General features: G+C 44.4%; 17 protein-coding genes and 1 pseudogene. 12 read left to right on the top strand and 6 right to left on the bottom strand.

Going from position 1 to position 19,017, the window contains the following annotated elements; translation table 11 throughout:
• The first annotated feature begins 150 nt into the window (after positions 1 to 150).
• Complete coding sequence (locus EU557_RS19205) at positions 151 to 1,269, top strand: acyloxyacyl hydrolase (RefSeq protein ID WP_167855279.1); 1,119 nt, start codon at positions 151 to 153, stop codon at positions 1,267 to 1,269.
• A gap of 139 nt (positions 1,270 to 1,408) precedes the next feature.
• Complete coding sequence (locus EU557_RS19200) at positions 1,409 to 2,047, top strand: DUF2306 domain-containing protein (protein ID WP_135532106.1); 639 nt, start codon at positions 1,409 to 1,411, stop codon at positions 2,045 to 2,047.
• Between the two features lie 63 nt (positions 2,048 to 2,110).
• Here the strand turns inward: EU557_RS19200 and EU557_RS19195 are convergent, their stop codons facing one another.
• From EU557_RS19195 to EU557_RS19185, 3 genes and pseudogenes are all read right to left on the bottom strand, one after another.
• Positions 2,111 to 2,230, bottom strand: coding sequence for a 30S ribosomal protein THX (locus EU557_RS19195; protein WP_135532105.1), 120 nt, complete (start codon positions 2,228 to 2,230; stop codon positions 2,111 to 2,113).
• Positions 2,231 to 2,293: 63 nt separating this feature from the next.
• On the bottom strand, positions 2,294 to 3,325 hold the full coding sequence (locus tag EU557_RS19190; protein ID WP_135532104.1) for a quinone-dependent dihydroorotate dehydrogenase: 1,032 nt from the start codon (positions 3,323 to 3,325) through the stop codon (positions 2,294 to 2,296).
• A gap of 146 nt (positions 3,326 to 3,471) precedes the next feature.
• Positions 3,472 to 4,146 (bottom strand): annotated as a pseudogene (locus EU557_RS19185) (YifB family Mg chelatase-like AAA ATPase); the annotation flags it as partial.
• 230 nt (positions 4,147 to 4,376) lie between these two features.
• Here EU557_RS19185 and EU557_RS19180 point away from each other — a divergent pair.
• The 9 genes from EU557_RS19180 (at position 4,377) to EU557_RS19140 (ending at position 14,906) form a co-directional block, all read left to right on the top strand.
• Positions 4,377 to 6,296 (top strand): Mu transposase C-terminal domain-containing protein, encoded by a 1,920-nt coding sequence (locus tag EU557_RS19180; protein ID WP_135532103.1) that lies wholly within the window; start codon positions 4,377 to 4,379, stop codon positions 6,294 to 6,296.
• Positions 6,268 to 7,173 (top strand): TniB family NTP-binding protein, encoded by a 906-nt coding sequence (locus EU557_RS19175; protein ID WP_135532102.1) that lies wholly within the window; start codon positions 6,268 to 6,270, stop codon positions 7,171 to 7,173. Before EU557_RS19180 ends, EU557_RS19175 begins: the two co-directional genes overlap by 29 nt.
• Positions 7,170 to 8,207 carry a TniQ family protein gene (locus EU557_RS26135; RefSeq protein ID WP_135532101.1) on the top strand — a complete coding sequence of 346 codons (1,038 nt, stop codon included), beginning with the start codon at positions 7,170 to 7,172 and terminating at the stop codon, positions 8,205 to 8,207. Before EU557_RS19175 ends, EU557_RS26135 begins: the two co-directional genes overlap by 4 nt.
• 910 nt (positions 8,208 to 9,117) lie before the next feature.
• On the top strand, positions 9,118 to 10,635 hold the full coding sequence (locus tag EU557_RS19165; RefSeq protein ID WP_135532100.1) for a thiaminase II/PqqC family protein: 1,518 nt from the start codon (positions 9,118 to 9,120) through the stop codon (positions 10,633 to 10,635).
• Between the two features lie 68 nt (positions 10,636 to 10,703).
• On the top strand, positions 10,704 to 11,705 hold the full coding sequence (locus EU557_RS19160) for a hypothetical protein (protein ID WP_135532099.1): 1,002 nt from the start codon (positions 10,704 to 10,706) through the stop codon (positions 11,703 to 11,705).
• A 455-nt stretch (positions 11,706 to 12,160) separates the two neighbouring features.
• Positions 12,161 to 12,451, top strand: a complete 291-nt coding sequence (locus EU557_RS19155) for a nucleoside triphosphate pyrophosphohydrolase family protein (RefSeq protein ID WP_167855277.1) — start codon at positions 12,161 to 12,163, stop codon at positions 12,449 to 12,451.
• A gap of 68 nt (positions 12,452 to 12,519) precedes the next feature.
• Complete coding sequence (locus EU557_RS19150; RefSeq protein ID WP_135532097.1) at positions 12,520 to 12,813, top strand: hypothetical protein; 294 nt, start codon at positions 12,520 to 12,522, stop codon at positions 12,811 to 12,813.
• A complete protein-coding gene (locus tag EU557_RS19145) occupies positions 12,813 to 13,880 on the top strand; it encodes an ImmA/IrrE family metallo-endopeptidase (protein ID WP_135532096.1) in 1,068 nt (355 codons plus the stop codon). The genes EU557_RS19150 and EU557_RS19145 overlap by 1 nt, the downstream gene beginning before the upstream one ends.
• A gap of 228 nt (positions 13,881 to 14,108) precedes the next feature.
• Positions 14,109 to 14,906 (top strand): abortive infection family protein, encoded by a 798-nt coding sequence (locus EU557_RS19140; protein ID WP_135532095.1) that lies wholly within the window; start codon positions 14,109 to 14,111, stop codon positions 14,904 to 14,906.
• Positions 14,907 to 15,172: 266 nt separating this feature from the next.
• Here the strand turns inward: EU557_RS19140 and EU557_RS19135 are convergent, their stop codons facing one another.
• The 3 genes from EU557_RS19135 to EU557_RS19125 are packed head-to-tail and all read right to left on the bottom strand — an operon-like array spanning position 15,173 to position 17,877.
• Positions 15,173 to 16,105 (bottom strand): alpha-glutamyl/putrescinyl thymine pyrophosphorylase clade 3 protein, encoded by a 933-nt coding sequence (locus EU557_RS19135; protein WP_135532094.1) that lies wholly within the window; start codon positions 16,103 to 16,105, stop codon positions 15,173 to 15,175.
• Positions 16,077 to 16,907 (bottom strand): hypothetical protein, encoded by an 831-nt coding sequence (locus EU557_RS19130; RefSeq protein WP_135532093.1) that lies wholly within the window; start codon positions 16,905 to 16,907, stop codon positions 16,077 to 16,079. The genes EU557_RS19135 and EU557_RS19130 overlap by 29 nt, the downstream gene beginning before the upstream one ends.
• Positions 16,858 to 17,877: a thymidylate synthase gene (locus tag EU557_RS19125; protein WP_135532092.1), complete on the bottom strand. Its 1,020-nt coding sequence runs from the start codon at positions 17,875 to 17,877 to the stop codon at positions 16,858 to 16,860. Before EU557_RS19125 ends, EU557_RS19130 begins: the two co-directional genes overlap by 50 nt.
• Positions 17,878 to 18,337: 460 nt before the next feature.
• On the opposite strand from EU557_RS19125, the gene EU557_RS19120 reads away from it, so the two are divergent.
• Entirely contained in the window at positions 18,338 to 18,913 is a 576-nt protein-coding gene (locus EU557_RS19120) for a recombinase family protein (protein WP_245326329.1), read from the top strand.
• Positions 18,914 to 19,017 lie beyond the last annotated feature (104 nt).

The raw sequence follows: 19,017 nt of genomic DNA, 5'->3' as shown, positions 1-19,017 counted from the left end.
GTTTTTATTAGTAGTAAAAGTCTATTCAATATCATCTTTATTAGACAATCTCAACAGTAGTAGTACTTTATCGAGAGCTAGTGAAACGTGAGCTTTCACTACTGATCAGGCTGATTTCGTTAATTTTGGCCTGCTTGCCTCATGTTTTCTATGACGATTCGACTTGTATTGCTTTTGAGTGGCCTACTCGCAACTACCTGCGTAGGCTATGCTCAGGAGCAGCGTACTAGGCCTCTGCCGCCCGAAGGGCCCTTGGTACTGGGAGCTTACGCGCAGGGGAGCTTTATACTTGCGCACACACCTGCCGTTAAGCACCTCGCAATTTCGCACCCCACGGGAGTGGAGCTGAATCTGCAGCGGCAAACTAACGGCTCAGCACCGTGGCATGCCTGGTACCGCTACCCCAAGGTGGGCATGGCCTTCGTCTACTACGACTACCACAATCCGGTACTGGGTAAGTCGTATGCCGCTACTGTGTATATCAATAAGTCATTTTTACGCACGCAGCGGCAGGAGCTCAACTTCCGTATTGGGACTGGCCTAGGCTATTTCCCCATCCGCTACAATCAGGAAACCAACCATAAGAATACCATTGTCAGCTCCCGCCTCAACGCTACTATCCAAACGCGGCTTGAGTACGATGTGGCCCTATCAGAGCATCTAGGCCTGTTACTGGGTGTGGGGCTCAACCACTATTCCAACGGGGCTACCACCAAACCCAACTTCGGTATTAATCTGCCCACGGTGCTGCTTGGCCTCAACTACCATCAGCAACGCCCCTTTGCTCCTTTACCCATTGGAGAGTCGGCTATTGCCCCACCTGATTTGGGCCGCAACTTTGTGGAAATAAGCGGTACGGCCGGCGTGAAGCAGCGCAACGAAACGGACCGCAACAAGTATTGGGTGAACTCAGTCACTATTGCTGCCGGCCGCCGCGTGAATCGCAAAAGCAACCTCGTAGTAGGCCTAGAGGGATTTTACGACCGGAGCCTTCGCGCCGAGCTGCGCGACACTGCCCGCGCCACCGAGAAGCTGCCGGATGTGAAGAAAGCGGGTGCCTACTTTGGGCATGAGCTGCTTTTCGGTCGGTTGGCGTTTGTGTCACAGTTGGGTTTCTATGTCTACAATCCCTACAAGTCCAACAAGTTTTACTACGAGCGCCTGGGCTTGAAATACCAATTTACAGAGCATCTGTTCGGCAACATTGATCTGAAAGTACACCGTGGTGCTGCCGACGTAATAGAGTGCCGGTTGGGTGTGCGGCTGTAGCGAGCAAAACAGTTCAGTGAGCAGAAAAGACAGTTCAACCAATCACAATGCTGGTTGAGGAACAGGGAGTTTGAAGTGGGCACTGCACGCGCAATCTTGAGGACGTTCTTCAAAACTCCGCCTCAACATCTTGCGCTTCATGGAAACGTTTCTGCATCTGAATCGATGGCTGCACATTGCGGCTGGTTTCACCGGTTTCTTTGTGGCTCCCGTTGCACTGGCCGTTCGGAAAGGAGGGCCCGCTCACCGACTTTGGGGGCGTGTTTTCTTCTGGGCCATGCTGGTGGCCGGCACCACGGCTATTATCTCCGCGAGCCTCAATAGTCTCACTTTTCTGCTATTAACGGGCGTATTCAGCTTATATTTGGCACAGTTCGGTTACCGCTCGTTGTACCACAAGCGCATGGGCCTCGACCAAAAGCCAGCGGTGTATGATTGGGGTATAGTAACAGTAGGCCTGTTGCTTTTTGCTGGTACCCTAGCCTACGGAATACTAAGTCGGCCTTTTAATCCCGTGCCTCTGGTGTTTGGCGGCATCGGCCTGATGACGACCCTCCGGCAGCTACGAAGCTATTTGCACCCTGGGCCATGGCCTGCCGGGCAATGGCTGCGAAACCACATTTCGGGCTTTGTGGGCTCCTATATTGCCGCGGTTTCGGCATTCTCGGTAACTAGCCTGAAGTTCATTCCCTTTCCGCTCAACTTCCTGTGGCCTACGCTGGTATTGGTCCCTATTCTGATCTGGATGCAGTGCCGCTACCGCCCACTGGCTGCGTAGGCTAGTAAAAGTGCCCAGCAAACACAAACGCCCTGAGACCAGGCGTGGCTCAGGGCGTTCGTGTTACTTTTTATCAGCGGGTTTTGGGGGCCCGGCCTTGGCGGCGCGCCGTTTCTTGCGGTGTACTCCGTAGCTGCCGTTGGTGCGTTTGCCTTTCTTGGTCTTGATGTCTCCTTTGCCCATAACTAGTAGTTGATTAAAGGTGAAACTGACTATCAACTAAGCTACGGCAAGTAGATGGCTTTGTCAAGCTGGCACCAGCGCCTGGTTTATTCGCTTTACCAAACTCGGGCCTTCATAGATAAAGCCCGTATAAAGCTGAATTAAGGAGGCGCCGGCTGCCAACTTCTCCTGCGCATCCTGCGCTGAGTGAATCCCGCCTACCCCGATGATAGGCAGCTCACCTTGGCTATTGCGGTGCAAATACTGGATTACCTCCGTAGCACGGCGGCGCAGTGGGCGGCCGCTCACCCCACCAGCCCCTAAGGCGGCCACTTGTCCGGCGGGCGTTTGTAAATCGTCGCGACTGATGGTGGTATTGGTGGCTACTAGGCCACTCAGTTGAGTCTCTCGGGCAATAAGCAGAATATCGTCGAGCTGCCCGTCTGTTAGATCAGGCGCAATCTTTAGCAGCAGTGGCCTAGGCTGGGGCAACGATTGGTTCCGTGCCTGTACCTGCTGCAGCAGCTGAATCAGCGGCTCGCGCTCCTGCAACTGCCGCAGGTTAGGTGTATTCGGTGAGGAAACATTCACTACGAAGTAATCTACCACTTCGTGCAGAGCCTCTACACAAGCCACGTAATCCTGAGCAGCCTGGTCATTAGGCGTGTCTTTGTTCTTCCCGATGTTGCCTCCAATAATTATGTCAGAGCGGCGCTGGCGCAGGCGGACAGCGGCGGCGGCGGCACCTTCGTTATTGAAGCCCATGCGGTTTACCAAAGCCTCATCTTGCGGCAGTCGGAACAAGCGCGGCGTTGGGTTGCCGGGCTGGGGCCGCGGCGTAACCGTCCCAATCTCTACAAACCCAAACCCCAGGGCCGCCAGCTCATCCGTGAGCAGCGCATTCTTGTCAAACCCAGCCGCTAGGCCTACCGGGTTGCGAAACTTAAGGCCGAAGACCTCACGCTCCAGCCCAGGGTGGCGAAAGTCGTACAAGCTTCGCATCAAGGACGCTGTGCCTGGCAACTGGTGCGCCCGCTTCAGATTATCGAATACCAAATGGTGGGCCCGTTCGGCATCGAGCTGGAAGAACAGGGGTTTCAGCAGAGCTTTATACATAGCCCTGCAAAGCTAAGGGTGAATTCGTGAAGTGGTAGGTATAGTGAATGGGTGAAGACAGTAAATGAGTGACTTTGCTGTGAAAGTGGCTTAGACTACGTCAGGCTCACTACTGAAACATAAAATCCACCACTTCAAAATTTTACTTACCCGGCCCACCCTTCGCGGTCTAAGCTGCGGTATTGAATGGCTTCGGCCAGGTGCTCGATACGGATTTCCTCAGCGCCAGCAAGGTCAGCAATAGTGCGGGCTACTTTCAGGATGCGGTCGTAGGCCCGAGCCGAGAGGCCTAAACGCTCCATGGCGGTTTTGAGCAGCGAAAGCCCCGCCTGATCAATCCGGCAGATATCCTTCACCATCTGCGACGGCATCATGGCATTGGAGTGGATATCGGAAAACTCATGAAAGCGCGCTGCCTGCTGTTTTCGGGCCTTTTCTACGCGTAGTTGAATGTCTTGGCTGTTTTCTGAGCGCCGCGTTTCCGTCATCTGATCAAACGTAACGGGCGTTACCTCCACGTGCAGATCAATGCGGTCGAGCAGCGGGCCACTTACTTTATTTAGGTAGCGCTGCACAACGCCGGGCCCACACACACATTCTTTCTCCGGGTGATTATAATATCCACAGGGGCAGGGGTTCATGCTGGCTATCAACATGAAGTTGGCTGGAAAGTCAATGCTGAGCTTAGCCCGCGATATTGTCACCCGGCGCTCTTCCAAAGGTTGCCGCATTACTTCCAATACGGTACGCTTAAACTCCGGTAACTCATCCAGGAACAGCACGCCGTTGTGGGCCAGCGAGATTTCCCCCGGCTGCGGATTTGTAAAATCACACATATAATGATCAAAATTGACCGATTATCTGAATGATGTAATCACATTTTTTGATCATAAACGCCACATTGTGTGGAATTAAATGTAACAATGGTCAGAGAAAGTCATTGTATTTAATCAGAAAATAATAGTAAATTATAATTACAGTTTGGCTGCTCATTTATACGTGGCATCGTGTGCAGCAAAGGGGAGACAGGTGCCAGTAAGGAGGGCTGACTATGGCTGTGGTTTCACTTACTCCTGGAACTACTTGTAAGTACAAAGGTCAAGTGGTTAAACTTAACCGTGTACTCAATTTGCAGGAGGTTCTTATTGAACTGCCAACAGAGCAACTCGTGCGCGTGTGCATAGCCGATGTGTGTCCCATAGACGCACCAAGTGGAGCAGAATGTGACGCATATCAATTCGTTAAGGAAGCTGATCGGAATATAGCGCTCAAGCGTTTTGCTATTATTCAACCACTATTAGGGATTCGGATACCTGCGCATGTCTTGACGGATACAGTGCAACGTCACAACGTAAGCACCGCTACTCTACGCCGCTGGATTCATGCTTATCATCAAAGCGGCTTGCCTGGCCTTTTGCGACAGAAAGGAAAGAGGGAAAAAAAATCGCGATTAGCCGTCCGGGCTGAGCAAATTCTACAAGAGTGTCTTCAAAAATATTACTATACTGAGCAGCAGGCTTCTGTAACTTATACACTAGAGCAAATTAAACTGCGGTGCGCACTTGAGGGAATAATTGCTCCTTCTATGCCAACAGTACATCGACGTATTAAGGCCCTAGGAAGAAAGCTAAGTATTCAACGCCGGTTAGGGCGTCAAACAGCGCGTGAGCAATTAGGACATATTCGGCAAAACACACTAGAAGCAAATTATCCGTTACATGTCGTCGAATTAGATCATAGCTTATTAAATATTCTGCTCATAGATGAAGATACAGGACGTTCATTATGTCGCCCTTGGCTGACATTAGCCTTAGACGTGTATTCACGTATGGTGGTGGGGTTTCATCTAGGGTTTGAGACACCTGGCTCTTGTGGAACGGGCTTATGTCTAGCCCATGCTTTGTTGCCTAAAGAAACGTGGCTAGCAGGTCACGATATTGATGGGGCCTGGCCTTGTTGGGGAACAATGCAGATTCTGTATACCGACAATGCAAAGGAATTCCGGGGTTCTGTGCTGGCGCGCGCTTGTGAACAGTACGGAATTCAACTGCAATTCCGGCCGCCTCGCCAGCCAAACTATGGAGGGCATATCGAACGACTTTTCAAAACCCTAAAATGGCGGATTCGTCATTTGCCAGGTGCTTATTTCAAAAGCAAAAATAAGAGTAAGGTTTATCGGCCTAGTAAATGCGCCATTTTCACTCTTACTGATTTCCAACGGTGGATTGGGACATACATCGTTTGCCTCTATCACCAACGGATACATTCAGAACTGAGGCAAAGCCCACTCGACTGTTATAGACAGGGCATGCTGGGCAATCGCGATCATCCAGGCTGCCCAATTCCTAATCGGCTAGCAAACGAGTTGCAAGTCAAGCTAGACTTTATGCCCTATGTGGAACGAACTATTCAGCGCTATGGCGTCCGCATAGGGCACCTAGAGTACTATGATCCGGTCTTAAGTAGCTATATATATGGAGTAGGTGAAACCCCTGTAAATGCCGCAGGTCGCAAATATGTATTTCGATTAGACCCGCGCAATGTAAGTTGTGTTTATTTTCTGGATCCTAATACGCGTGAATACCATAAGATTCCTTTGGCTGACATGGCCAGCGGTGATTTCTCTGTTTACACCAAACGTGAAGCATTACGACGAGTAAAAGACAAGCTATCCACAGCAGAACGTGTATCAGGAAATTTATTGCTGAAAGAAATCCAGGCTATACACACTCAGGAACTCCAGGTACAGCAACGAGCCCAAGGCCGGAAAGCAAGTACAAAAAAGCCTATGACGCTCTCCCAGCGCCGGCATAGGCAGGAAGTAAGAGCCAAGAACGACGCTACCACACCGTCCGAAACACCAGAAGAAGCTGTCGGTGTGGTGACCAATATTGCGGTTTTAAACAAGGAAAATACCATTCGACCTTTTGAAAAAATAGACGATGGAGCATCTGAACTCTTCTACTGCTGATTGGCTGGATAAACCAGATGCCGAACGTATCCGCGCTATTTTAGTGGACAAGTGGGTTGTTTATACACTTGCGCAGCATGTACTTGATTACTTGGCTTTCCTGCAAGCACATCCTGCGGTCGATCGAATGCCGAACCTGCTTTTGTATGGGGATACTGGGAATGGAAAAACAAGGCTGTTACAATACTATGCGAACGCAAATAAGCCTCAATTTCAGCCGAGGAAGCAACCTAGTCTGCAGCCGCAAGCATGGCCGGTGCTATACCTGCAGGCACCAGCGGTGCCAGATGAACGTAGGTTATATCATGCAATCTTGGTTGCCTTGCACGCTCCCTATGCAGAGCAAGGGCGAGTTGATGCCAAACAGCATCTTGTTAAACGCCTGCTAAGTGATTTGCAAGTGCGCGTCCTCATTTTAGACGAGGTACAACACGTGCTTGCTTGCACCCAAACTAAGCAGCGGGAAGTACTTAACATGCTGAAAGCACTTTCGAATGATGTGCGTATTCCATTAGTGTTGGCGGGCATTCGTACAGCGCAAAACGTAATTATGCATGATGAGCAGATGCATGATCGTTGCGATCGGCTAGAATTGCCTAGATGGAAAATGGACGACGAATATCTTCGTCTATTATCCAGTCTAGAGCGTTTGTTCCCTTTACGTAAACCCTCCAATTTAATAGACCTGCCCTTGGCCGCTAAACTCTTAGCACTAAGCCAAGGCACCATCGGTGGCCTTGTTAAGTGGCTTAAGCGCTTGGCAGTTCACGCGGTTGTCACGGGGCAAGAGTGTATCAGCTTAGCACAAGTCAAACAGATTGAGAAAATGCCTCTCGGCGGCTGGCTTCCCCCAGCCGCTAGCACCCTTGTAGGATGAGAAGCGTACGCCTGCCCTTGGTGACAGCACCGTTTCCTGATGAACTGCTCTCCAGCTGGCTAACGCGTCTAGCCGATACTCACTATACTAAGGTATACACCTTCTGTAAATTGTTGTTTCCGGCCATTAGTGTCTGGAATCGGGATATTGATCGAAGCGCTTCACCTCAATTACTGCACGGAATCAGCCGGTATACGGGTATACGCCCGCGGCGTCTCTTTCAACTCTTAATTACACGTTACGAAGGACAGCTCTACGTGCACCACAATGCATATGGAAACACGGAGTGGGTTTTGCCTTTAGGCATCTATCACCGCACCCGGCGGCGACATGGTCTGTTATTTTGTCCAGGTTGTCTGCGTCGCGATGGACCAGTACCTTATTTCCGTACCCGATGGCGCTTAGCTATTAGTATTGCCTGTCCTCGCTGCAAGCTCTACTTGCAGGATCGATGTCCTCAGTGTGAGCAACCTATTATCTTTTTTCGACGAGAGCTAGGACACAAATCTGCATTAGCAGATAGACCACTTTCCTACTGCTTCCACTGCGGATTCAATCTCGCAACAACAGCAGAAGCAGCGCCTAAAACCGTTATTACTGCACAGCATGAATGGTATCGCATTCTGCGTCAGGGATGGAAGCCAACTGTACCCTTTCCACACCTATACTTCGTGGTTTTACGCCGATTAGCTACAGTGTTGGGGGGCAACAGCGCTATGTACCGCTCATTGCAAGAAGCCTTATGTCACCATACTAGAGCGGAGCTTGGACCTGTAGTAATTCCTAACGCCCGAGAAAGAATGCTAGAAGACTGGTCACTAGCAGCTCGGAGAACAATGCTTTTGCAGGCTTCGTGGTTACTTGAAGATTGGCCTAGACGGTTCGTTAGCATTATGAAGCAGCACCATATTACTAGTACTCCTTTAATGCGAGATATGCATGACGTGCCATTTTGGTATGAATCAGTAATTCTTGCCAACCTACGCATGACTAATGAGAACCGTCATTTCAAAGGATTTTGGAATGCATCTTGAGAATAGCGAAGTAATAATTAAGGCTAATGAGAACCTTGTTTGGGAAATTGATCGAGGCTAGAGGAACATAGCAAGTGCGCGTAACAGAAGTCCAAGTATGCATTATAGTTATGGTCATTAAAAATTATACTGTTGTTGGTGCAGGCTTAAAGTTGCGAGGTAGCAAGTAGAGGTGACAGAGTACCTATTGTCGGTGAGCGCCTTTTGGATGCATAGCACACACATTGAATGTTGTCGACTACGCAAACCATGCACATCGCCTTAGTACACATACTGGAATAACATACCACTGCTAGTCAGAACAAGATTTCATTACTAGAAATACTCTCAAAATCTTGATAATTATAAAAAATATATATATAATTATAAATCACTATAACATCTTACTACTATGGAATCTAAGGAAAATGAGTCAACCACCCAGATCGAATTTCGGACACGAGAATCTGAGGTGCCGACAGTTTCTATGAAACTGTCGGGAATCGCTAGCGATATCCACAAGTCGCCTGAAAAGCTACGAAGCATCATGGAAGTACTTCAACTTCCCGAAGGCACTATTGCTAAGGTGATAGTGCAGGTGTCGTCTTCGGTTGTTCGGTAAACAGCAGAGTTTGTTTTTAACCGGCCCCGAGAAACAACAGTGTACACAATGTAATATGGGCTTCAGCCTGAGACTGCTTAAACATTCCACTGGAATGAGTTAATGCAGATATGAATAGTCTCAGGTTGAAGCCTATGCTATGATGCTCCATTAACCCAGTACACGGTTGGAAACGCCACTATAAAAACAGGTACACTGTACGATCAATATATGTACTGAGAACCAAAGTTGAGTTAGAAAAAAGGTCGTTATAGCGAATTGACTGCGAAAATGGCATTGATAAATTAACCTAATTGTCAAAGACTAATCATGGAATACCTGCGTAAATCTGTAGTCGTACATGAGAAATTGGAAACAATATATTTAGATTATGCTTTCTGGCAATTCCAGGTGCCTAAAAGGAAGTTAGATACCGTTGAGGGTATGAATGACTTTGTTGCTAAAAGATATCTTGCCAGTATAGTTGATATTAATGATACAGAGGTTGCCAATTTATTAAATTTGTTTAAAGAAATAGGAATGTTTGCGCACAAGCGTAAGGAAATATATAAATTATATGAAGTGCTAGAGGTATTCGAGATTATGTCTACAATTTGGCATGCCTTATATTATTCGCACCCTATATGGGATAAGTTGCGCAATGGAGAATTAAGTGAGAGTGGGTTTATTGCTTGGGTGCTTCATAATTATCATTTGTCAAGATCGGCTGGAGTTACGGCTTCAAGATGTGCTGCTTTCTCTAGCCGTCCAGATGTACGAAAAGTTTTCTTAGAAAGCGCTTTAGAGGAGTATCCTCATTGTGAATATTATTATATGATCAATGATAAACGTTTAGGTATAACTTCTGATGATGTTAAAAACTACGTGCCTCTACCTTCATCAATAGCAATTGATCAGCAGATGTTGCGACTTGCTGAAGATGACTGGCTTGCACATATTATGGTAGCATACTTCCAAGAATCTACAGCATCATATTATAAACAATGCTGTGACTTCTACAACCAAGTTGAAACATCGTATAACTTGCCAGGTTTCTTCGAATCTTGGAAAGGTCATATCCAGTTAGACATAGGCTACGGTCATGCAAGTGCCTTTACAGATATCCTTAAAAGCCAAGAACCCATCTCTGGTAAAAAGGTGGAATCATCGTTGAAAAATGCCGCTTTAGCTGTTCAATTTATTGTTGATGCTTTGGACGATATTTTAAAATTAAATATGGCTACCGATAATTTGATATTAAGAAAACCTGTATCGATTTTATCAGAAAATGCTTATGATAATTTTAATGACGGTATTTCTGCAACAGAAGTACTTAGTAAACTTAAATCGAAGGATATTTTTACTGGTTTTATATTTGATAAAACAAGAAAAATAAGTTGCGAAGAAGTTGAATGTATAAAGATTGAAATTGCATTTGCAATGTGTCGTGCATTGAGTTATTCAAAGCGGCATGATGAAATTTTGTATATAGGTAAATTGTTGGAAGCAAATAGGCCCTTAATCGAATTAAGAAATAACTTAGATGTGGTGGTTCCTATTACAAATTGGGCAGCGGGAGTTTCTAATTTCTTGAGAGAATTAGCTCTTATTCCTTCGCATTTTGTGATAGGTTTATCATTGGTTTGTTTAAATTTAAAAGAAATGGGATTTAATTATAAGGAAATTGAGGGTGGAAATGATTATAATAGTATTTCGTATCTAATGAATTTTTATAAATTTTCTGAAAGTGAAGCTTCATTGATTGTTAATGAAATGGTGCAACTTCAAGAATTATGGTTCAAAAATATATCAACTAAAATAATTGAAGTAGATGTTTTTATAGATTAAACAATATATACAAAATATTAATTAGCATTTGTTGTGTTCGCAAAAACACTCAAAAAAAATATAAATCCATGAGAAAATTTTTACATGTTTTTTGGATTGTTTTTTTTATTTGCTTTCAAGCGAATGCTCAAGAACTTGGCATTGATAGTAAGGGAGAGACTGTCTTTAATTACTATGCTTTGAAGAATTATCGTGTTGATATCGATTCTGATGAACCATTAAGTTTGGCATTTTCTTGGCCAAGATGGCGGGTTCGTTATTTTTATACAAATGATTCTAGAGATACAGTTACTACTATGTATAAACTTCGAGGTGTTTCTACACGTATTTCTTTACTTAATTCCGGTGAAACGCCAGTTCTAACTCAGGTCTTAAAAACACCTGGGCTTCAATTGAAATTAGGATATCAGTCTGCGATTGATACCATTTATAAACTTGATAGAACGGGCGGGACGATTACTCTTGGGTTTGGTGTTATTGGAAGCTTTGATAATTTCAATTTTTATAACTCTAAGACTGAAAAAGTATCAAAAGAATACCCATGGACGCTGGGGTTTGAAGCAAACTATAACTACTTCTATAAAGAACAACAGAGTAATTCCAAGTGGCACTTTAGAAGGATAGTCTCACTTCGTTTTGCTTATAAAAGAACTTGGAACGATGATGATTTAATGCAGTTTCAAGATATCGGGCCTGCTATTGCAACACCTAATATTGTGGCTGCTAATGAATTCAAAGGGAGGTATGGGACTTTAAAAAACAATGTAAATCAAGTTAGATTTACTGTTTCATATCCGGTTTTTTTGTGGAAACTTAATGCTATCCCGTATTTGGTAATGCAATCAAATATTACTAAAAATACAAAATTGCGTCCCGGTGTAATGTTCAATGTAATGGATGAGGCAGTTGTATATAATAATTTTAATTTTCCCTCTATGATTGGTGTAGGCGTCGATGGAATAGGAGATAAATTTAATGTATTTATAAAAGGATCATTCAGCCTAGGTAAGTTATCAAAGAACGAACCTGCTGTTAAGTCTACAGCAAAGGATAAAAAAGCAGACTACTAGAATATTACTTTGAGGTGCGTTAGCGCCATGTAACGTCTGTTACTATATGCTTTATCTCCACCATACTAGTGCTGACCGGTAACACGTAACACTTAAGAGAATGTTTGAAGACTAGGCATTACCTGTTCCCAAGGCGATACTTGTATGAGCGTCTGAATTATTTTAATCCAGGCTTAGGCGATTCCTTAATGTTACGGAGTAGCACCATATCGCTTGCACTCTCTGATTGTAGGGTGTATAAGCCATGCCATTTTGGTATGAATCTGTAGTAGTAGCTAATCATCGCAAAATCAATGCAAATAGGCGTTTTCAGCGATTCAGCATGACCTCGTAAGACTAGGGATACTCTAATTGTGTCTCATTTATACTATTGTATATAGCAGATTATGCCTACAACATTTAATTCTGTAGATGCTTCACCCTCTCTATCTTGGCTAGCGAAAGAAGTCTTACTTTTGGCCAAGCAATCCGTTTCGTCCATGACAAAAAAAGTGCCTGATGCAGCAGTTTTCACTGCTATTCACGAAGAGTTAGCCCGCGCGCGGCTTAAATTTCCCAACCCACAAGGCAGCATGACCGCCCTAACAGAAGAAGTAGGCGAACTGGCTAAAGCCTTACTAGATGAGTCATGGGATCGCGTAGTCAAAGAGGCAATCCAAGTAGCTGTGATGGCTATTCGTGTTGCAACAGAGGGTGACCCCACTCTAGATGAGTATCGCAGACAAAGCCGAAACTCACCGGATTAATACATCTGCATTAGAGGCATCTACCCTTAAACTGCAATGCATTGGAATTAGCTTTCGATAGTATACATATGAGAAAAATCTGCGAGGATAAACTATTTGCTGAAGAAATTTTAGGCGTTTCAGTAGCTAAATCTTTACAGAGTATGTTGTCTGATTTAATGGCCGCTAATAATATTTTTGATTTGCCATTTGGAAGTCCTACAGAAATATTAGGTTCGGCAGGCCAGAAATATCAGATCAATCTTGCAAACGGCTATAAGTTATTAGTTGGCTGCAATCCGATCAAAACACCAACTTTGTTGAGTGGTATTATAAATTGGGAAAAAGTTCGTAAATTAATAATCATTGATGTTCAAGGGTGATGAATAAATTAAGTAATTTTAGCCCTAATTGGGTTTCCCCACCCGGTAATACAATAGCAGCTATACTTGAAGAGCAGGAAATTCCACCAAGTGCTTTTGCTGCAATGATGAATTTATCAATTTTGCATGCTAATGAGTTACTGCAAGGGAGTAGATCGGTTACCCGCGACATTGCTAATAAACTTTCAAGCTATTTAGGTGCTTCAACTGAGTTTTGGATTAAGCGTGAGCTGCAATACCAAGAGGCTATTATTTCAGTTCAGCAGTTAGAACGAAAGGTTTGGGTGAGCCAACTACCAGTCAGAGATATGCTCAAGTTTGGCTGGCTAAGTCAAGTAGGAGATAAATTCTCGGATTTAATCTCGTTTTTTGATGTCGATAATATCGAATCATGGGATGCAAAGTATAAAGCTGAATTAGGTACTGCATTATTCCGTAAAAGTTTAGCTTTTAAAGAAAGGTATGCAGCTACTGCAGCTTGGATACGGCAAGGAGAAATACAAGCTGCTCACATTAATTGCCAACCTTGGAATGCGATAGCTTTTAGGAATATTTTATCAGAAATCCGCAAGTTGACGCGCCAGAAAGACCCAGGTGTATTCTTGCCAAAGCTAATTGATCTGTGTGCGACATGTGGGGTAGCAGTAGTTGTTGTACGTACGCCCACTGGATGTTTTGCTAGCGGAGCAACCAAGTTTATTAGCGCAGATAAAGCCGTGATGCAATTGAGCTTTCGGTACCTCTCTGACGATCAATTTTGGTTTACGTTCTTCCATGAAGCAGGGCACCTATTGCTTCATGGGAATAACCTTTTCTTAGAGGGAGAAGCAGAAGACTTCTTAGATCATCGAGAGGATGAGGCTAACAGGTTTTCTGCTGAAGTATTGATCCCAGAACAGTTTCGGCAGAGAATGCAAAGAATTCCATTAACTAAAAAAGGGATAGTCGGCTTTTCTATGGAAGTAGGGGTCTCGCCTGGTATAGTAGTAGGACAATTACAGTTTAGTAAACGTATAACGCCTAAACAGCTGAATACCTATAAGAGAAGATATCAGTGGGAGAATTAGTAAAGGCTGTATAATAAAAGAATTGTCTTAGTTGCCCAATAGATGTGCTTGCAATTGGGGAGGTAGTTCTTATGTAAAGGCTATAAGGCACTTATTCAGTGCCAGCCTACGTGCAGTAATTTCTTCAAGCTCAACAAGCAGGACGCGCGATTACCCAATAACCGGAAGGTGTCATCTAATGACTAGATTTGGGTCGGCCCCGTTGGCCTAATCTGATTATGCTTGCGTATGTCCAGCCTTGGGATCGTAGAAAAAAATAAACTCGAAAAGCTGTTCCGTATGAGTACTGGTTTCGTGCTAGGCTTTACAAATGGTACACTACGATCCCTGGTTGCTGACAGTGTAGGGTTGGATATTCAGGATGAGAAATACAGCGCAAAGGGCGTATCAAAGGCCAACAGGCTTCGGGAATTCTGGCGCTTAGAATCTGATCATGTTGTTGGGACTTTGACTAGGGATTTGCTGGCGGCCGTTCCGGAGTTCTGGACTCATACCCAGCAAGTCATGGGCGAGGAGATTTCCGAGGAAGAGCAACAAGCGTTTACAGCGTCCACGCAGACCTGCGAGCGATTGTTAGGTGTCGAAGGTACTGAGCATCTTCAGGAACTAAAGGCTGTTACCTACGATGATAATTTCAAACTACTGGCTCGTCAAGTAGTAGAAAGTATTGAAAAAGGCGAGCCAGCTGTAGGCTTAGACCGGCTACACACCTTCCTAATCAAATACTTCCGGCAGTTGTGTTACAAGCATGGTGTTTCCACCAATAAGGATGAGCCATTAAACGCTGTATTTGGGAAGTATGTAAATGGGCTGCGTGCAGCAGGAAAAATTAAGTCAGAAATGTCACTGAACATTCTGAAATATTCCATCACTCTGCTGTCCTCATTCAATGCGGTACGTAACAATGACAGCTTGGCCCACGATAATACACTACTGAATCGAGAGGAAAGCTTTCTGATTTTTAGGAACGTTACTGCGCTCGTCAAGTTCGTGGAATCCGTTGAGCAAGCACCCGCTTCCACCTGAGTCGCAGATGCTATAATGCACCTCTTATAAATCATTAGTAAACACACAGAAATCCGCATTTATAGACCATAAATGCGGATTTCTGTGTGTTATACTTAACGCACAGTATCCACCTCGTCAACGTCGGTTGCCTATAAATGGCGAAACCCCGGAGGCGTGGAGGCCTTCGGGGTTTCAAGAAGTGGGTGCAGTCACACCGTAACTTCTTCGGACAAAATGGAAAGGGGTTTTAAGTTTAGGCCTGAAAACTATGAGACTTTATCTTCTCATCCTCTGAAGTGGTGATAATGTGCGGGTGACTTCTGCCAGTTACAAATAGCGTCTTCGAGGACTTGCATGCCAAAGGGCAGCCCTAAGTGGGCTTCCAGTTGATGGAGTACAGCGTTTAAAGCATTTGGGGATGAAGTAGAATTTAGATCATCATCGAATAGCAAGCGGGCACCTCGTAAGGGACCTGTGGCTTCATTCATATAAGTTGAATCTGGCTCAATAGGCATGAGCTGTAGTTTGCCCAGAAGGGACAAGAAGTCAAATTTGGCAATCCGGCCAAAACGAGGTACAGAGCTCATCGATTTGTATAAGTATTTGAATAGCTCACGCGGATTATCTCCTGCCTCTGTTATTGCACGTTGTACAAGGGAACGGTGATCAGCATCGTCTCCTACCCAACGGATATATCCAGCAATTGTGTCCGCCGTTCCATGTGCTCTGCGAGGTGAAATGCTTTCGTATTTACGGTGGTTGCCGAAGCTGCCTTGAGCTTTAATCTGATCTGCATTTTCTGCTAGCCAGAGTAAGAAGGCCTCAAGGTCGGTGCTGACTTTGTTCCACGTCCAAATGCGCGAAGAACCAAGTGCCCCATAGACAGCCTTTGCCAAATTCCACTCACTGTCTTTGTGCTTGCCAAAGTGCACGGATAAAAATGACAACCAGAATGCTTCATTGACATCACCATGCGTGATATGCCAAACAGCAGCTTTAATAGGGTCAAAAGCGATACTGTTAGGGTCAGCTACTGCATCCGTTACGTCTCGCCGAAGTATAGTAGTAACATATTTTACTCTTCTAACGCTATCCACGAGTTGCCCTATCAGGCAGTTAAGCTTTTCTGATGACTGAATGCCCAGAAGAGGTTTGTGAGAGAAGCTGGTAAGCTTCTCTCGTAATTCATTAGCAAGCGACTTGTCTTTCAGCCTCATATCCTGTGATAACATTATGGGAAACCCAATTTCGAATCTCTTTTTGAACCTGTGAGGTTACACCGAAACTGCTTTGAATGTTATGGTTGTAACCTAAAACTATAATATCTCGATTAGTGAGGTCCTTATTAGTTGTTCGTAAGATGCCAACGTAACTTATTCCTTTGACGTTATCAGTCGTTTTCCTAGGTAAACTCCAGTTTACCATAGGCAATTCTGTTAATTCAATATTAAACATCTGGCTAAATAGATTAATTACAGTTTTTCCATTCAATATAAGATGAGTGACGGATGACTTATTTATCATTGATCTGATAATGTCACCACTGATATGAATTAAGTAGTTTCGCTGTGCGTTGCTGAGTTCTGACCACTTTTGTTTTGTGGCATAAGGAATCAAATCTAAATGACAAGCATTTTCCAGTGGAAAATAATATGAGTAATTAGAGCCAGATATAATGTGATCTAATTTCTTAAACCACATATCATATGGATTGCTTTTGAAGTAATTCGTACAAGACTCTTCTATCAGATCAAAATGTCTCTCATTAGCGTTAGCCCAGCTAGATAGTCCTAGTGAGGTAAGGGTAGGAAATCTTCTATTCCACCTGCCTAACTCTATGTTGTTGTTATCTAGAAATTCTAAATTGCTGGGATTGATACCGACGGTTGCAATTTTAGCGTTATGTATATTGCCGAAATAGGGCACCGGGCAAGCTAATGTAATAGCACTTGAATTATTAAATTCAATGCTATTCATTTTTTTGATCAAATTTTCTATTTCTATGTTGAATTTGTTCATGTCGTTCTATTGCTTCAACTCTTTTATAAATATACGTATTATATACATCAGTGTTCATTTCTTCGATGATATTATGAAAATTATTTTTATCCTTATTTTTATTCTTAATTAATCTAAATACTAATAATAATCTAATAATATCTTTCCAGTAATCGTTTACATTAATATTGTCTAGATTTATGATATTTCCATTTCTAATTTCCTGTTCCACTTCGAGGAGGTAGGGGAGTACAGCTAAAGGCTGTGCATCAGGAATACTGGGCATGAATAAATCACCGGAAGCAGATTGATACCCTTCTGATAAATACTCCTTGGCTTTGTTTATATCAGATTCATATAAGTGTAAACTGCCTACGAAATGCTTATAATCACCTAGCTGCAATGAAAGCTCACGTGCTAACATTTCTTGCATCATGGTAAATGCAAAAACGTCATGCGGTAATCCTTTAAATGCGTCGTTAGAACGCATGTGTGTAAGCATGTGAAGTTTCTGCTCTCTTACAAAAAATTGTAGGGTGCAGGTGCAGGGGACTTCCTTGCGCTTGGCTGCGATGTCTGAGGCATCAAGTAGCTGGATTACTGCCTGCCTAGTCGAAGGCTTTCTTCTCAGAATATCAAGCACGTTTTGCACTTGATTGTACTGATTCCGGAAATTGAATAGACGAGGGCCGTAGGCACCGTGTATAGTTTTGCCATCCACAGTTTCGTCCTTGTACGCTTCGATATAATAGGATATAAAATTAGCATCATCACTAGCTGAGAGATACCAAAGCAACTCACCTATAGCGCTAAATGGCTTTCCCTTAGTCTCTGTTCTACTCAAGCGAGCCAGTGGGTTTTCCAGATGTAGCATGACGCCTAAAAGTTCGCTGGAGTTTCCCCGCGTAGATTTCACACTAATAGGTAGCGCAAGAAGTTCTGTAATAGCTTGATGTAACAAGTCGTCAAGCGTCGAGGAGCGGAAATACATATAAGTGTATTCTAATATTTTAGAGAGATACTACAGTGATATATCATCAATAGTACGGGCGAAATAATATGTTATATAGGAATAATAAAATTATTTGGCTGTAATTGATTGTTCACACAGCTTATTCAATTGCTGTAATAACCTGCTTATAGGTTGTGTCAAGCCTAATGAGTTCTAATGGAAGTATGACGGCTGTGGACCTATGCTGCCACTAAAACTTTCGGTACGTACTAAGTAAGGAGATCGATTGGCGAGTGTACTGGGTAGATTAAGTGACTAAAATATCTGTTTGTAACGACGATATGTTAGGCTATTTCATCGTGAGCGCCTGTCTCAAAATACGGACGTTTTTGTAGCACCCTACCTGCTATCTTAATGCTGTCGCACAGCTTGCCCAGATTATGTCTCATCTCTTGTTCTCAATAATCAATGGCTCGTTATCTTAGTGCTCGTTGACTTCTTGAGAATATTTCAGATGATTTTTGGCTACGCCCGCGTGAGTACTGCAGATCAGCAGTTGCATTTGCAAACCGACGCTCTGAACGCCTACGGCTGCGCTGAGGTAGTGCAGGAAAAAGCATCTTCTGGAAAAGATCGTCCCGCCCTACAGCGTCTGCTAACCCAGCTGCGATCTGGCGATACACTCGTCGTATGGAAACTTGATCGACTGGGGCGCTCGCTGAAAGAGTTAGTTACACTAGTTACCAGTTTTCAGCAGCAGAGTGTGCACTTCATTAGCCTGCAGGACCACTTAGACACGACTACTGCCCAAGGCCGGCTTATGTTCAACTTGTTTGCATCTTTGGCCGAGTTTGAGCGAGATATCATCCGTGAACGGACAAGAGCCGGACTCACGGCAGCTCGTGCTAGAGGACGTCAGGGCGGCCGCCCTAAAGGCTTATCTAAAGAAGCTTTATCCAAAGCTCAAGCAGCCAAAACGCTCTATCTACAGCAGGATAAAACAGTAGCAGAAATTGGTAAGTTGCTCGGCGTAGGCAGAGCTACTATATATCCAGGGCGTACGCATCAAATTTAGAGGACTGCCATCCGGCAGTTTTCGCGGACGCAGGTTAAAAGCTGGCTCATATAGTCATCATTCCACCCTGCGTTTCGTCGTCGGGTGCGCAGACTGCCGGGTTG

This window comes from Hymenobacter wooponensis, assembly GCF_004745865.1.
In the GTDB taxonomy this organism is placed as follows: domain Bacteria; phylum Bacteroidota; class Bacteroidia; order Cytophagales; family Hymenobacteraceae; genus Hymenobacter; species Hymenobacter wooponensis.
This window is presented reverse-complemented; position numbering and strand designations above follow the sequence as displayed.